The organism is Streptococcus sp. 1F3, assembly GCF_054968985.1.
Genome location: NZ_JBUEQR010000034.1, coordinates 1 through 14,919 on the forward strand (window position 1 = coordinate 1; position 14,919 = coordinate 14,919).

The 14,919-nt window shown below is 41.7% G+C and carries 14 protein-coding genes and 1 pseudogene; 3 read left to right on the top strand and 12 right to left on the bottom strand.

Going from position 1 to position 14,919, the window contains the following annotated elements; genetic code table 11:
* Positions 1–276, top strand: a pseudogene (locus ACVPON_RS02635) (IS30 family transposase); the annotation flags it as partial.
* A 652-nt stretch (positions 277–928) separates the two neighbouring features.
* On the opposite strand, the gene hpf reads toward ACVPON_RS02635, so the two are convergent.
* The 3 genes from hpf to ACVPON_RS02650 all read right to left on the bottom strand — a co-directional run bounded on the left by hpf (position 929) and on the right by ACVPON_RS02650 (position 3,498).
* Positions 929–1,471: a ribosome hibernation-promoting factor, HPF/YfiA family gene (gene hpf / locus ACVPON_RS02640; RefSeq protein WP_462875916.1), complete on the bottom strand. Its 543-nt coding sequence runs from the start codon at positions 1,469–1,471 to the stop codon at positions 929–931.
* A 76-nt stretch (positions 1,472–1,547) separates the two neighbouring features.
* Complete coding sequence (locus tag ACVPON_RS02645; RefSeq protein WP_462875918.1) at positions 1,548–2,213, bottom strand: ComF family protein; 666 nt, start codon at positions 2,211–2,213, stop codon at positions 1,548–1,550.
* Positions 2,179–3,498 carry a DEAD/DEAH box helicase gene (locus ACVPON_RS02650; protein WP_462875920.1) on the bottom strand — a complete coding sequence of 440 codons (1,320 nt, stop codon included), beginning with the start codon at positions 3,496–3,498 and terminating at the stop codon, positions 2,179–2,181. The genes ACVPON_RS02645 and ACVPON_RS02650 overlap by 35 nt, the downstream gene beginning before the upstream one ends.
* A gap of 66 nt (positions 3,499–3,564) precedes the next feature.
* On the opposite strand from ACVPON_RS02650, the gene ACVPON_RS02655 reads away from it, so the two are divergent.
* Together ACVPON_RS02655 and cysK are read left to right on the top strand one after the other, a co-directional pair.
* Complete coding sequence (locus ACVPON_RS02655) at positions 3,565–4,197, top strand: YigZ family protein (RefSeq protein WP_462875922.1); 633 nt, start codon at positions 3,565–3,567, stop codon at positions 4,195–4,197.
* A gap of 87 nt (positions 4,198–4,284) precedes the next feature.
* Positions 4,285–5,205, top strand: coding sequence for a cysteine synthase A (gene cysK, locus ACVPON_RS02660; protein ID WP_462875923.1), 921 nt, complete (start codon positions 4,285–4,287; stop codon positions 5,203–5,205).
* Between the two features lie 137 nt (positions 5,206–5,342).
* Here cysK and ACVPON_RS02665 read toward each other — a convergent pair whose 3' ends face one another.
* The 9 genes from ACVPON_RS02665 to fmt form a co-directional block, all read right to left on the bottom strand.
* Positions 5,343–5,702, bottom strand: coding sequence for a S1 RNA-binding domain-containing protein (locus ACVPON_RS02665; protein ID WP_462875925.1), 360 nt, complete (start codon positions 5,700–5,702; stop codon positions 5,343–5,345).
* 1 nt (position 5,703) lies between these two features.
* Positions 5,704–7,104: a bifunctional Cof-type HAD-IIB family hydrolase/peptidylprolyl isomerase gene (locus tag ACVPON_RS02670; RefSeq protein WP_462875926.1), complete on the bottom strand. Its 1,401-nt coding sequence runs from the start codon at positions 7,102–7,104 to the stop codon at positions 5,704–5,706.
* A gap of 27 nt (positions 7,105–7,131) precedes the next feature.
* Positions 7,132–7,776, bottom strand: a complete 645-nt coding sequence (locus ACVPON_RS02675; protein ID WP_462875928.1) for a response regulator transcription factor — start codon at positions 7,774–7,776, stop codon at positions 7,132–7,134.
* The gene (locus tag ACVPON_RS02680; RefSeq protein WP_462875939.1) at positions 7,769–8,764 is read right to left on the bottom strand and encodes an envelope stress sensor histidine kinase LiaS; all 996 of its coding nucleotides are present in this window, start codon (positions 8,762–8,764) and stop codon (positions 7,769–7,771) included. The genes ACVPON_RS02675 and ACVPON_RS02680 overlap by 8 nt, the downstream gene beginning before the upstream one ends.
* Entirely contained in the window at positions 8,764–9,459 is a 696-nt protein-coding gene (gene liaF / locus ACVPON_RS02685) for a cell wall-active antibiotics response protein LiaF (protein ID WP_462875930.1), read from the bottom strand. Before liaF ends, ACVPON_RS02680 begins: the two co-directional genes overlap by 1 nt.
* A 326-nt stretch (positions 9,460–9,785) precedes the next feature.
* Positions 9,786–11,759: a Stk1 family PASTA domain-containing Ser/Thr kinase gene (pknB, locus tag ACVPON_RS02690; protein WP_462875933.1), complete on the bottom strand. Its 1,974-nt coding sequence runs from the start codon at positions 11,757–11,759 to the stop codon at positions 9,786–9,788.
* On the bottom strand, positions 11,756–12,496 hold the full coding sequence (locus ACVPON_RS02695) for a Stp1/IreP family PP2C-type Ser/Thr phosphatase (protein ID WP_462875935.1): 741 nt from the start codon (positions 12,494–12,496) through the stop codon (positions 11,756–11,758). Before ACVPON_RS02695 ends, pknB begins: the two co-directional genes overlap by 4 nt.
* A gap of 18 nt (positions 12,497–12,514) precedes the next feature.
* Complete coding sequence (gene rsmB, locus ACVPON_RS02700; protein ID WP_462875936.1) at positions 12,515–13,825, bottom strand: 16S rRNA (cytosine(967)-C(5))-methyltransferase RsmB; 1,311 nt, start codon at positions 13,823–13,825, stop codon at positions 12,515–12,517.
* Positions 13,815–14,750 (bottom strand): methionyl-tRNA formyltransferase, encoded by a 936-nt coding sequence (fmt, locus tag ACVPON_RS02705; RefSeq protein WP_462875938.1) that lies wholly within the window; start codon positions 14,748–14,750, stop codon positions 13,815–13,817. The genes rsmB and fmt overlap by 11 nt, the downstream gene beginning before the upstream one ends.
* Between the last annotated feature and the right edge of the window lie 169 nt (positions 14,751–14,919).

A 14,919-nucleotide genomic window follows, 5' to 3' on the forward strand; every position in this document is an offset into this window, starting at 1 on the left:
GACCCAAATCGTTCTGACCAGAAAGGGAGAATTGAGAAGAATCATACACTTATCAGAGACATTCTTCCTAAGGGAAGTTCTTTTGACAACTTGACACAGGAGGACATCAACCTAGTTTGTTCGCATGTCAACAGCATCAAACGAGCTTCTTTCAACGGAAAATCGGCTTATGAACTCTTTGCCTTTACTTTTGGTGAAGAATTGGCAACACTTTTGGGGATCTCTAAAATTGACCCTCAGAAGGTCATCCAATCACCTCGATTAGTAAATAAATAATCCCTAGTTTTCTTTATAAAATGAATCAAAAATAGAAAGGAACTTGTCCCAACCCAAATGCCAGATAACTAGAACTTACTTTGAGACGTCTCAGAGCCAGTAACTTTACTGTACTCTTTTTTTCAACATTTTCAACCCTAAAACTTCCTCGAATCCGCATTGTAGGCAAAAACAGAACTTAGTCTGAGACTAAATTCTGTTGGTTTTATGCAGTTTTCTCAGAGTAAATTCTGGAAGGACGGGAACTAGAACTTACTGTGAGAATTTACCACTTTTTTTATCCTTTTTTTGCTAGCCACTTGTCTTTTCTTATCCTATTTTTACTAAATCAGACCATACAAATCCCTTAGCTTCTGTGATTGGAACCTATGTGAAGACCAGTCGAATAAAATCTATTTTGACTGAATTTCGTAGCTTTTATTGCTCATTTCCCTCACTGCTTATCGTACACCTATCGACTTATCCCTACTTCCTATTAGTGGCTTAAAAAACAATAATAAACAGATGAAGCTGGAACCAGTGGACCAACTTCATCATGCCTTATATGATTACCTAATTTATGCCTATGGATAGACACAGCTGTATTCGGCTAAGCTGACACACTTGCGTCTATTTTTTCTTGGAATGATTTTCTAATTTTCTACTTACATTTTTAGGCTTTAACTTCTAGTAGACCAAGACCACCGTCTTCACGTTTGTAAATAACGTTCGTTGTAGAATCCTTAGCATCTGTGTAAATGAAGAAATCGTGTCCCAACAACTCAAGTTGTAAAATTGCTTCTTCTAAATCCATTGGTTTCAAATCAACTTGTTTGGTACGAACCACTTTGATATCTTCTTCAACTTGCTCTACTAACTCTTCAGTAAACAATTGACTAGTAGAAACTTTTTGACGGTTTTTCTTCTCAATCTTGGTCTTATTGCGACGGATTTGACGCTCAATCTTATCAACTACTAAATCAATAGACCCATACATATCCTGAGAAATATCTTCGGCACGGAGTGTAATCGATCCTAGTGGGATTGTCACTTCTACTTTGGAGCGTTTATCACGGTACACTTTTAGATTTACTTTCGCATTTAACTCTTGGTCTGCATGGAAGTATTTTTCAATCTTAGCTACTTTTTCTTCGACATAACTACGAAGAGCCTCTGTTACTTCAATGTTCTCTCCACGAATGCTAAATTTAATCATGGTAAATACCTCTTTCTAAGCTTTCGCTTTTGTTCACTACTATTATACCACACCAGTATTTTTTTGCAAGCGTTTACTAACGTGCAAGTGAAAAACTTGTGACTGTTTTCGCTCCATTTTTCATCAATATTCGCTTGGCTAACTGTATGGTAGTACCTGTTGTGTAAATATCATCTATTAATATAATCCTATCTGGTAAGTCTGTATTTTCTATAAGCGAAAAAGGCTGAGCTAAACGCAGACGTTCCTGGCGGGTCTTTTCTGATTGCTTTTTGGTATCTTCCTTTTGAAGCAGTTCCTGAAATGAGAGCCCTGCAGCGGTTAATAAACCGATTACTTGATTAAAACCTCTTTCAGCCATTCTCTTCTCACTAATCGGAATGGGAACAAGGACAGCGGCTGTCTTATTTTTAAAATATTTTTTTAACTCGGATGCAAATACCATTCTTAGCAAGTAATCACCGATAAATTTATAACGACTCATATAGGCTGCCATGGCTTGATTATAGCGATAGAGGCTTTGGTGCGAGACAGTTTCGCCCTTTTCAAGCCAATACAGACAATCTGAACAGACCTTTTTTTCGCCCTCTTTAAAGCAAGATGGACAGTGGGTTTCGGCAATAGGCAGGAATTTTTCCTTACAATCAATGCAGGCTTCTTCTTTCTCTTCTCTTAATAGAAGAATATCTGAAAATAAGAGTCGTTTGTTAAGATTTTGCTGACATAGTAGACATAGTGCCATTAGCTGCCTCCTCATTCATCCCTTGAATCTCTCGAATAGCTCTTTCAATCGCACTATTACTTCCATCTTGAAAAAAGACTACCTCGCCAGTCGGACGCTCCAGACTTCTTCCTGCCCGTCCAGCAATCTGAATCAAAGAAGATGCCGTATAAAGAGGATGATTCGCTTTCACAACAAACACATCTACACAGGGAAAGGTAACCCCACGTTCTAAGATTGTTGTCGTAACTAGAATACGGACTTTCTTCTTGCGGAATTGTTCAATAATATCCAAGCGATTTGCTGTTTGACTAGATACAAAACCAAGCTCCATATCTGGAAAGTGGAGTTTTAATAAATCAGCAAAACCTTGCCCCATCCAAATTTCAGGAAGAAAAATAAGCAATGGGAATCCTGTTTGTTGCTGTTTTGCAATCTTTCTGATCAATTTTGGGACTATCTTCTTCTTTTTTAGAGAGTCTTCAAAATGAGCTAGCCATACCTTTTGCGGAACAACCAGAGGATTTCCATGAAAACGCCGGGGCAGACGCAGGCGGTGTAAGACACCTGCACAAACCTTTTCCTCCAGTTGCTCTGTCGATGTTGCTGTTAAAAATAGGGTTACTCCATCTTCTTTTACAGCATTTTCTACTGCACGATAAAGCATGGAATTATCCACATAGGGAAAAGCATCCACTTCATCAATCAACAGTAAATCAAAGGCGCGGTAAAACTTGAGTAATTGATGGGTAGTCGCAATGACTAGAGGCGTACGAAGGTAGGATTCTCCTGCACCATGCAAGAGACTAATCCGACAGGAAAAATCTTCTTGCAAGCGCCTATGTAATTCGATACAAACATCAATCCGCGGACTCGCTAAGCAAACAGCTCCACCCGCATCAATCGCATCTGCAAGCACCTGATAGATCATCTCTGTCTTTCCAGCTCCTGTTACTGCATGAACCAAGGTAGCCTTTTTCTCCTTGAAATATTGCCGTAATGCATCCGAAATTCCTTGCTGCCAATCGGTCAACTGACCTTTCCATTTTAAAGAGTTTTGGGGTAGAAAAGCTTGTTGGGGAAAAGAGTATAAGGCCTTATCCGTCCGCACGCGCCCGAATACTATACACTCTCTACAATACATCGCACCTGTCGGCAGGCGGTGCTTGTCTTCAAACAAGGTCGAACAACGAAAGCAAGCCCCGTCTACTGTCTGACTTGCTAATTTTTGAGCCTGCAAGCGTTCCTCTTCCGTCAGCTGGTGATGGGTAAACAATCGTCCATAATAATTTGCTAAATCTGCCATACTTATTTATTCGTCATTTTTACCTGAAAACTTGTCATCTTCAAAAAAACTTAGTACAATCTTGGTATGAAAGAATATAGAACCATTGCTGCTGACGGTCTAGCAGAAGAAGAAATAAAAAAATCACGTTTCATTTGCCATTTAAAACGGGTGACCTCAGAAGAAGAAGCCCGGCACTTTATTAACACAGTCAAAAAAGAGCATTACCGTGCCACCCATAACTGCTCTGCTTTTATTCTAGGAGAACGGATGGAAATCAAGCGTTCATCTGATGATGGCGAGCCTTCTGGAACTGCTGGAGTTCCTATGCTAACGGTTTTGGAAAATAACCAACTAACCAATGTAGCTGCCGTGGTGACCCGCTATTTTGGTGGGATTAAGCTAGGTGCCGGAGGTTTAATTCGAGCATATGCTAGTGCTGTTGCTACTGCTGTATCTGAAATAGGGATTGTCGAAGTCAAAAAGCAACAGGGAATTACGGTTACAATGAGCTACTCCCAATACCAAGAGTTTGCAAACTGGCGAGCTAGTCATGATTTGGAAGAATATGATACTCACTTTTTAACAGATATTCAAACCATGATTTTCACTGACAAAGAAGACACAGCAGACACGATCGATAGTCTGATTGAATTTTACCATGGGAAAATTCAGATTGAGAAGGCTGATTGCCGTGTTATTGAGCTTCCTGTACATTGAAAACTCCTATCAGCATGATAGGTTTTTTATATTTTACAAACACCAAAGACCAGAGTATACTGATAGCAATAAGAACTGGAGGTGCCCATGGCTATTTATCAAAATATTACTGAACTAATTGGAAATACCCCTATTATCAAATTAAATAAACTTGTGCCAGAAGGGGCGGCAGATGTGTATGTGAAATTAGAAGCTTTCAACCCTGGCTCCTCTGTCAAAGATCGAATCGCCCTAGCCATGATTGAACAAGCTGAAAAAGACGGTAGGATTAAATCTGGTGATACAATTGTTGAGCCAACTAGTGGAAATACTGGAATCGGGCTTGCTTGGGTCGGTGCTGCCAAGGGCTATAAGGTTATTATTGTCATGCCTGAAACTATGAGTATGGAGCGTCGTAAAATTATTCAAGCCTACGGAGCAGAACTCATTCTCACTCCGGGTAGCGAGGGAATGAAAGGTGCGATTGCTAAAGCACATGAAATTGCAAAAGAGCAAAACGGCTGGGTTCCCCTACAATTTGCAAATCCTGCCAATCCAAAAGTCCACGAGGATACTACTGGACAAGAAATTCTAGAAGCCTTTGGCTCAACAGGTCTCGATGCTTTTGTTTCTGGAATTGGAACAGGAGGGACTATTACAGGAGTTTCTCACACCCTCAAACAGGCTAATCCTGCCATCAGCATTTACGCTGTCGAAGCTGATGAATCAGCCGTCCTGTCAGGTGAGGCACCCGGTCCTCATAAAATTCAAGGGATTTCAGCAGGCTTCATTCCCGATACCTTAGATACCAACTCCTATGACCATATTATCCGCGTCAAATCAGACGATGCTCTAGCAATTGGTCGTGCCATCGGTGGACAAGAGGGCTTCCTTGTAGGAATTTCTTCTGGTGCTGCTATTTACGCTGCTATCGAAGTCGCAAAGGATTTAGGTGCCGGTAAAAAAGTCTTGGCAATCCTGGCCGACAATGGTGAGCGCTACCTCTCAACCGCCCTGTATGAAGACTAATACTCAATAAAACTATTTAGCCCTTGTATCACACCAGACGCTTGCGATACAAGGGCTTGTTAGATTCTTATAGACAACAAGAAGAATCAACAGGCTTAAAATCAAGTGTGTTCAACTTGATTTTAAGCCTGTTTTGTCTATGATTGTTTTTCCAAATAGCTTTTGGCTTCTTTCATCCAACGTGGCAGGTTCTTGGCTAAAGGTTCGAAGCCGATTTTGTAACGGTCACTTGTAAATCGATGAGGACGTGGAACTTTTTGTCTCTCTTCTTCTAATGTTCGGAGAGACAAGCTAACTTTCTGGCTGTATTCATCAAAATCTACGACCTGAACCAACAACTCCTGACCAATCGTTAGTTGCTCGCGGATATTGTCAATATAGCCGGTCTTGATTTCTGAAATATGAATCAAACCCGTCGTTCCATTCTCCAATTCGACAAAAGCGCCATAGGGTTGAATCCCTGTCACTGTTCCCCGCAATTTCTCTCCAATTCTCATCTTAATCCTCAATCTCGATTCTTTCAATGATGACATCTTCAACTGGCTTATCCATAGCCCCAGTTTCCACAGTAGCAATGGCATCTAAAACAGCATAAGATGCCTCATCACGTAATTGCCCAAATACTGTATGACGTTGATCCAAATGCGGTGTTCCACCTTGTGCTGCATAGGCTTCTGCAATCGGTGTTGGCCAACCGCCACGTTCTAATTCCTTTTTAGCATAAGGCATCTTGGTATTTTGAACGATGAAGAATTGACTCCCATTGGTATTTGGACCAGCATTGGCCATCGAAAGAGCGCCACGAATATTAAAGACTTCTGTTGAAAACTCATCTTCAAAGGCAGCTCCATAAATGGATTCACCACCCATACCTGTCCCGGTCGGATCTCCACCTTGAATCATAAAATCCTTGATAATCCGGTGAAAAATAACGCCATCATAGTAGCCATCTTTTGCCAGCGCCACAAAGTTTGCCACTGTTTTGGGAGCAATCTCAGGGAACAACTGTAAATAGAGTTCCCCGTGATTGGTCTTGATTCTAGCCCGTGGTCCGTCAACGTGTTCCAAGTCTAATTGTGGGTAATATGTTTCCTTTTCTATCAAACCAAATTCCTCCAAGGCATATAAAATTCCGTCTTCTTCTACCGTTTTTGTGATATAGTCTGCCCTCGCTACTAGGTCAGGATGAGAAATCCCCATAGCAACACTGATACCAGCGTAATCAAAGGCTTCTAGATCATTTAAGCCATCTCCAAAAATCAGGACATTTTCTGGCTTCAAACCCAGATGCTCGATAACAGCAGCAATCCCTGCCGCTTTAGAGGCGTCTTGTAAGAGGACATCAGATGAAATACTATCCCAACGGACACTACGCATGTTCTCTTGCAATTCTTTAGGAAGATCCACTTGCCTACCTTCTTGCTCAAAGGTCAAGATTTGATAGATAGGATTTTCCTTATAAAAATCAGGATCTGTTTCTAAATCCTCATAGATGATATCGATAGCCTTACTGATTCGCTCATCACGATGAGACAAGGTTGCCTTATAAGCACCCATCAAGCCGTAATCGATTCCCTCTTCTTTGGTCCATTCGATACACTGTTCCACTAACTCTGTCGGGATGGCTTTTTGGCGGATAATCGTACCTTTAGCATCTACTACAAAACTGCCGTTAATCATCGCAAAGTAGTCTGGCTTCAATGCCTGTAACTCTGGAACCACTCCATAAATCGCACGTCCAGAAGCAATCCCTGTTACAATCCCCTTTTCTTTCAAGGATTGAAAGACATGGGTCAAGGACGCTGGAACATACCCTGTATCCTTGACCCGAAGGGTATCATCAATGTCAAAAAAGACAATTTTTATTTTTTTAGCTTTGTATTTTAATTTTGCGTCCATAAATCTCCTTTTGCATCTCCTATTATATCATGATTCCAAATCTTGTGCTACCAGTCCGTGTTGAAAAGCATAGACAACTGCCTGTGTCCGATCACTTACGGCTAATTTCGAAAGGATATTGGATACATGAGTTTTCACTGTTTTCAAGGAAATAAAGGACTCATCAGCGATCCGCTGATTATCATAGCCCTTAGCCAGCAAGGTTAAAATTTCCTTTTCACGCGCTGTCAAGTCATCATGGAGGGCTGGGTGGCGTTTTTTATGTTCCATTTTCTTTTCAACCTCTGTCTCAATAGCCAACTCTCCTCGATAGACCTTGTGAATAGCCCGAACAATTTCATCTGCGCTAGAGGTTTTCAGCATATACCCTTTTGCTCCTGCTTTTAAAACAGGATAAATTTTTTCGTTATCTAAGTAAGAAGTTAAAATTAAGACAGATGCTTCTTTCCACTCTCTAAGAATTTCTAAGGTCGCATCCACCCCAGATAATTGAGGCATAACCAAGTCCATGATAATAATATCTGGCTTTAATGCTAAGGCTTTTTCTATTCCCTCTTTGCCATCGCTTGCTTCTGCAATCACCTCAATATCAGCCTGTAAGTTTAAAAAACTTTTTAGCCCTAGGCGAACCATCTCATGGTCATCCACCAATAAAACCCGAATCTTACTCATGTTCTTTTCCTTTCAATAATGGAACCCGAATATCAATCGCTACCCCCTTATTAGGAGCAGTGCGAATTTTCAATGTTCCTGCCATGTCTTCTACACGTTCCTGGATATTTTGCAAGCCGTAACTAACTTCTTGCTCCTCACTTTTCGTAAAACCGACACCATCATCTACCATTTTTAGCTGGACTTCATGCTCTGATTGGAGCAGATAAACATCTAGATAGCGAGCCTTTGAGTGACGCAAGGTATTGCTGACAATCTCTTGACCGATACGAAAGAGGTGTTCCTCAATAGCCGTTGGCAAGCTCTCCACTTCATGATGAAATCGTACCTCAATGGCGCTTTTATCACTGACCTCACGCAAAATGACTTCAAAACCTTCAACCAAATCCTTGCCATCTAACTCACTAGGTCGCAAATGCAGAAGCAAAATCCGCAAATCACGCTGGGCTGTTTCAATCGTATCTTTGACAATCTCCAACTGTTGTTGTAAGGTTTCAGCCTGAACTACTTCCAGATTGCTAGACAAACCTGATAAAATCATGCTACTAGCAAACAATTCTTGGCTGACCGTATCATGTAAATCACGGGCAATGCGTCTACGTTCACTTTCGATAATCTCTTCTTTCTTAACCAAATCTTGATTATCAATCAACTGAACCTGACGGGTCAAACTCCGCACTTTTTCCGATAGTTGTAGTAAGAGTTGGTCATTTTCTGACGAACCACGGATATTCTTATTTTGAATAATAGAGCGAATATTCTGACGCATCCCTTGGGTTGCAACGATTGCGACAGATTGGACTAAAATAACTAGGAAAAAGGTCAAGATCACAATCAAGAGAAACACGGTAAAAATAAATTGCTCTGTCGATGTCCACAAATATATATCCAAGAGAGATTGTTCAAGCAAGGGAAAGACTGCCGCCAACACGACCAGTACAATCAAGGTAGCATACCAGGCAAGAAGAACAATGGTTCCTTTCTTGATCATATGCGAACCACCTCCACATCCCCAAAGATACAATTGACGACAACCTTCACCCGCTTATGAGATTCCTTGTAATGAGGACTGGCAATTGAAAAACTCTCATTACGTAAATCCCAATAGGACAGACCCAAGAAGTAGACCCTACCATATAAACTTGCAGCCGATAAGGAAACCTCAACATCAATTGGAATGATAATCTTTGTATTTCCAAAGGTCTTGCGAATCACGACAATATTGTCCCTGCCAACCAGAATGGTCTCATCAAGGTCAACAACATCATTACCGAACAGACGGACAATATTGATATCTTCAAAACCATAAGAGTCCTGCGAATAATCTTGATTTCCAAACCATTTGGTCTTTTGTTTGTGAGCTTCAAGTGCCCTATCCTCAAAATGCAGATGTGTGTATTGATTGCGCTTCTCATATCGGGAGAAAAAGTTGACTACCATATAGATGAGGAGGAAAATCACACCGATGATAAAGTAGGGATTTAAGACAAAGACTAGAAAAATCAAAAAAATAGCACTAGACAGAAATACACTTGCCATCTTTCTTCCTGTCATATACCAGGCAACGAGCAACAACAGAGCCACAAGTAAAATAATACGAGCCGCCTCACTTGCCAATACATCAAAGCAAGCTAGGGTGAAAATAATACTTTCTACTAATAAAAAAAACTGGACTTTTCTCATCTCGTGATTCCTTTCCCTACTATTGTACCAAAATTCTTCAAAATTACACAAAGATATAGACCCCATAAAAGCTCAAAACAAAGGGGATGAACAACCGTTCAGCCCCTGTAAAATGGTAGGTTATACATTAGAACCTATACCCTTCCTAGATTATGAGAAATGTCCCCTTTAATGGGTAAGTATGCGAGAAACTATTTCCTTATCCTCTTTCTGCAAGTAAGCACTCAGCCTTATTTTCCACTGCTCTAGGGAGAGACATTCCCAGTCTCAGAAATAGGCTTCCTAACCTAAGAAAGAGCTATCAGCACTTGCTGATCCTTCTCTATCTAATTATCAAAGCTCTTACTAGAGCTATTTCCAGAACCACTCGCATCGACACTGCTACTTGTTGTTGACGAAGTAGGAACAGCTACAGATACATAGAGAGTAACGCTGTCCCCTGTGATTGTATTCCCAGCAGTAGGATATTGCCCCACTACCAATTCACCATTGGCAGAATAATTTGAATCCTCAATTTTTTCAACAGTAACATTGATCCCTAAATTCTGTAATTGTCTGCGTGCATCTGCATAGGTCGTTTTTAAGACACCAAAGTCAGGCATCACCGGCGCCGGCCCTTTGGAAATAATCAGATTCACCACTGCCTCTTTCGCAAGAAATTCCCCGGCAGCTGGATCTGTACGAATCACAAGTCCTTTCTGGTGTGTATCATATTCTTCTGTTATTGTCCCAACCTTTAAGCCCACTGCTTGGAGCTCTTGCGTGGCTACCTCTTGGCTCTTACCGATAACATTAGGAACTTGATTTAGTTCCGGTCCTTTAGACACCTTCACTGTAATAGTACTGCCCTTGGTCTTAGAAGAATTAGCCTTTGGATCTGTTGAGATCACCTTATTTACCTCTACACTATTGCTGTATTCCCGCGTATCTTTAACGATGAAGCCTGCTGCTTCTAGTTCAATCTTAGCCTCTTCAAAGTCCTTGTCAACTACCTCAGGCACCGTCACGACATCGCTAGTCGCCACAACAATGTCAATGGTGCTTCCTTCAATTTTAGAAGTATCTGCTGCTGGGTTTGTCCGAATGACCTTTCCCTCCTCAACTTCTGAAGAAGGTTCTTCCCTCACTTTTCCAACCTTTAGACCTGCTGTTTCTAGCATTTCCCGAGCCACATCCAAGGTTTGTCCACTAACATCTGGAACCCTAATCGTCGCTGGAGTATTCAGCAACAGAGCAGCAACAGCTGCAACAATCAACAAAATGGTGCCAAATAATACCTTGTAACGTGTCCGCATCTTTCGCCTGTTCTTAGAAGGAGGAGCTACCGGACGCTCTGGAGCTTGACCAGAAGTTGTCCCTTGGGAATCTTTAACAGGAGCAGGACGCTGTTCCGTCGCAATCGTTGAGAGCTTCGGCAAGGTCTTGGTATCTACTTTTCCGTTTTCTAAGACAATCTTCTTTTCATTCAGACGGTTATTTGACAGCGAAGAAGCTATATCTGTATACATCTCTGCTACTGTCTTATAGCGATCTGTCAATTTTTTTGCCGTTGCTTTTAAGACGACATTTTCAAGCGCCTGTGGCACACTCGAATTTTCTTCCCGCACAGAAGGCAGGGCTTTTTGGAAATGCTGGAGCGCAATCGTTACGGCGCTATCTCCGTCATAGGGAATTCGTCCTGTCAACATTTCAAACAGGATAATGCCCATCGCATAAATATCACTTTGAATCGTTGCCTTTGAACCACGAGCCTGCTCAGGTGACAGATAATGAACCGAACCCAACATTGAATTGGTCTGGGTTAGGCTGGTTTCTGCAAAAGCTACTGCAATTCCAAAATCCGTTACCTTGGCTGTTCCTTCTTTGGTCAATAAGACATTCTGCGGTTTTAAATCACGATGGACGATCCCACGGGTATGCGCCATTCTCATGGCTAGCAGGATTTGTCCCATAATCCGCACGGCTTCATCATTGGATAGGGGTGCGTTCTCTTTGATATACCGTTTTAAGTCAAGACCATCGACATATTCCATCGCCAAATACTGCTGCCCATCTTCTTCACCAATGTCTGAAATACGCACAATATTCGGATGATCTAAATCTGCCATAGCCCTAGCTTCTCGCTGGAAACGTTGCACGGCTATCTGGTCGGTTTGATAATTGGTCCGAAGAACTTTGACGGCGACTTCTTCACCATCCAAAATCAAATCTTTTGCTAGATAGACATCTGCCATTCCACCACGTCCGATTTGACGAACGATCCGGTAGCGATCCGCAAAGATTTTCCCAATCTGAATCATTGCCTATCCTCCTCGGTAATGTGGATAAGAGCTACAGTAATATTATCTGTACCGCCAGCATTATTGGCAAAGCGAATGAGGCTTTCTGTCTTGCTATTTAAGGATACATCACTAAGAATGATGTCTCGAATATCTTCGTTGGAAACCATATTGGTCAAACCATCGCTATTGACTAAAATATAATCACCCGATTCTAGCGTTTTTAAGGCAATATCTGCTTCAACAGGATGTTGTTGACCAATAGATTGAGTGATAAAATTCTTCTGTGGGTGGCGCTTAGCTTCTTCTTCTGTCAACTGCCCAGCTCGAACCAAGGCACCTACCAATGAATGGTCATTGGTCAGCTGACTGTATTCTCCATCGCGTACCAAGCCAATTCGTGAGTCTCCAATATGGGCATAAATCATTTGCTGATCAATGATAACAACAGCTTCTAAGGTTGTCCCCATACCACGGTATTCCTCTGTCTGACCCAACTCATGAATCTTTTGATTCTCTTGCTCTAAGATGACAGCAAACCATTCACGAACATCATTTAAGGTATGAATTTGTGTATCGACCCATGAAATACCCAAATCTGTAGCTGCCATTTCGCTAGCAATATGTCCTGCCCGATGACCGCCCATACCATCTGCTAAAACAATCAAATCAATGCCAGCTCGGTTTGTATAGCGATTGACATAATCTTGATTGTTGGTGCGTTTCTGACCTACGTCTGTTAGTAATGAAATTTCCATTTGGATCATTTCCTCCTCTTATGATATTCGCTGAAATTGGCTGATAAAGAATCCATCACTACCATATCGTTCTGGAGTGATAAGGATGCAGCCATCTTGCAAAATATCTTTTCTTTTATGTTCTAATCTTACCTGTTTAAAGTTAGGATGTTTAGCTAGAAAAGCCTCCACCACTTGTTGATTTTCTTCTGCTACAATTGTGCAGGTACTATAGGCTATTATACCACCTTTTCGAAGACTTTGACAAACATTGTCCAATATCTCTAATTGTATTTGCTGCAATCTTTCAAAATCCACCACTTCCTTATTGTACTTAATATCTGGCTTACGGCGTAAAAGACCAAGCCCTGAACAAGGTGCATCTACCAAAATCTTATCGAAAACATCTGCTCCAAAGTGTTGAAAAACTTCCCTCGCATCTAGCTTTTTTGTCACTACTTTATCGGCTAGACCGAGCCTCTCTGCATTTTGCTCAATCAGGGCTAACTTATGATCATATAAATCAAGGGCTGTGACCGTTCCTGTCGTCAGATAACTGGCAATATGAGTGGTCTTTCCACCTGGGGCTGCACAGGCATCAAGTACTGCTTCATGGCCCTGCAGATGGAGTGTTGGTGCAACCAGTTGGCTACTCTCATCTTGAATCGTGATTCGCCCTTCAGCAAAGGCTTTTGACCCTGCAAAATGCCCAGTTAGCTTGACCAAGCCAACATCGGACAGAAGGGATGCTTCTGCCTGTAACTCCTCTTGTAATTCGTTCAAATCCTGGGAATTGACCACACGAACACTTGCTTTATTACGGATGAGTAGGCTTTCAAAAATCTGAATCGCCCGCTCCTTTCCGTATTCATCTATCACTTTTTTCACTAACCACACAGGTAAAGAATACTGAATGGATAGGCGCTTATTTTTCCGTTTGATAGTAGTGATATCTGGCAGTTCATTATCCAGCAATTTTCTTAAAATTGCATTAACAAATTTGTCTGCTCCACGACTTTTCTTTGCTAATTCAACTGCTTCATGGACGATAGCATGGTTGGGAACTTTATCCAAATACAAGATCTGATACAAGCTCAGCATGAGCAAGTGATAGACCCAAGAGTCTAACTTCTCTCGATCTTCAATCACATGTGCCAAATACCACTCAAGGGTTATTTTCCGCGTCACTGTACCATAGACCAATTCAGTCACAAATCCCTTGTCTTTTTCTGACAATGAAGAGGAGGTCAGAGCCTGATTGAGGGCAAGATTAGAGTAAGCTCCTTCGCTAAATACCTGCCCTAAAACCCTTAAGGCTAGACCTCGTGCTGTTTCTTTTTTATTCACCAAAGCGATCTCCTACTGCTAACTGACGACCGAATCCATTTAAGAAGTCAGTAATCCCCATTTTAGGTTTGCCTGCTGGCTGAACTGTTTTTAGACGAATGGCTCCCTCACCTGTCGCAATGCACAAACCTTTCTTGCTAAGCCCAATAATCTCACCTGGTCTCCCTGACCCTTCCGCTAGACTAGCTTCATAAATCTTGAAACGTTCGCCATTTAAAAGCGTATGCGCCACCGGCCAAGGATACATCCCACGGATATGATTAAAAATCTGACGATTGGTCTTGGTCCAATCAAGACGCTCTTCCTCAGGACTGATATTTGGTGAAAAGCTTACTTGACTTGGATCCTGAGCTTCTGGTTTTAGGTCACCAGCCACATAGGCAGGGAGATATTCCAACAATAAATCCCGTCCTTCAATCGCTAACTTTTCAAACAAGGTTCCTACATTGTCCTCATCTGTGATTGCAATCGCACGTTTGGCAATCATGTCCCCCGCGTCCATCTCCTTGACCATTTCCATGAGGGTCACCCCAGTCTCCGTCTCTCCATTGATAAGAGCATAGTGAATGGGCGCTCCACCTCTGTATTTAGGAAGGAGTGAAGCATGAACATTGACTGCAAAAGATACGCTATTTAAAAGTCTTGTTGGTAAAAATTGCCCAAAAGCTGCCGTGACAATCCCATCTGCACCAAGCTGTTCTAATTCTTCTAACTCTCGACTTCCAGATAATTTTTCTGGTTGATAGACTGGCAAATCATAGGACAAAGCCACTTCTTTGACTGGGGTCATTCGGATTTCCTTTTTTCTGCCAACCGCACGATCTGGCTGCGTTACCACTGCTAAAATTTCATACCGGCTATCTTCCAATACCCCCTTTAGGACTGTCGCTGAAAAATCAGGTGTCCCCATAAAAATCAATTTTGTCATGTCCATACTCCTTATCTATTCCATACTTCAAAAGTTACAATCTATTCTATTATACCATTTTTTAGCCCATTTCTTTGTTCCAAACACATCGAAACCTCAAGATGTGAGGACGTCAAGAGCAAAGTAAAAATAGGAGATTTACGACGTGTTCGATGAACACGAGGAAATC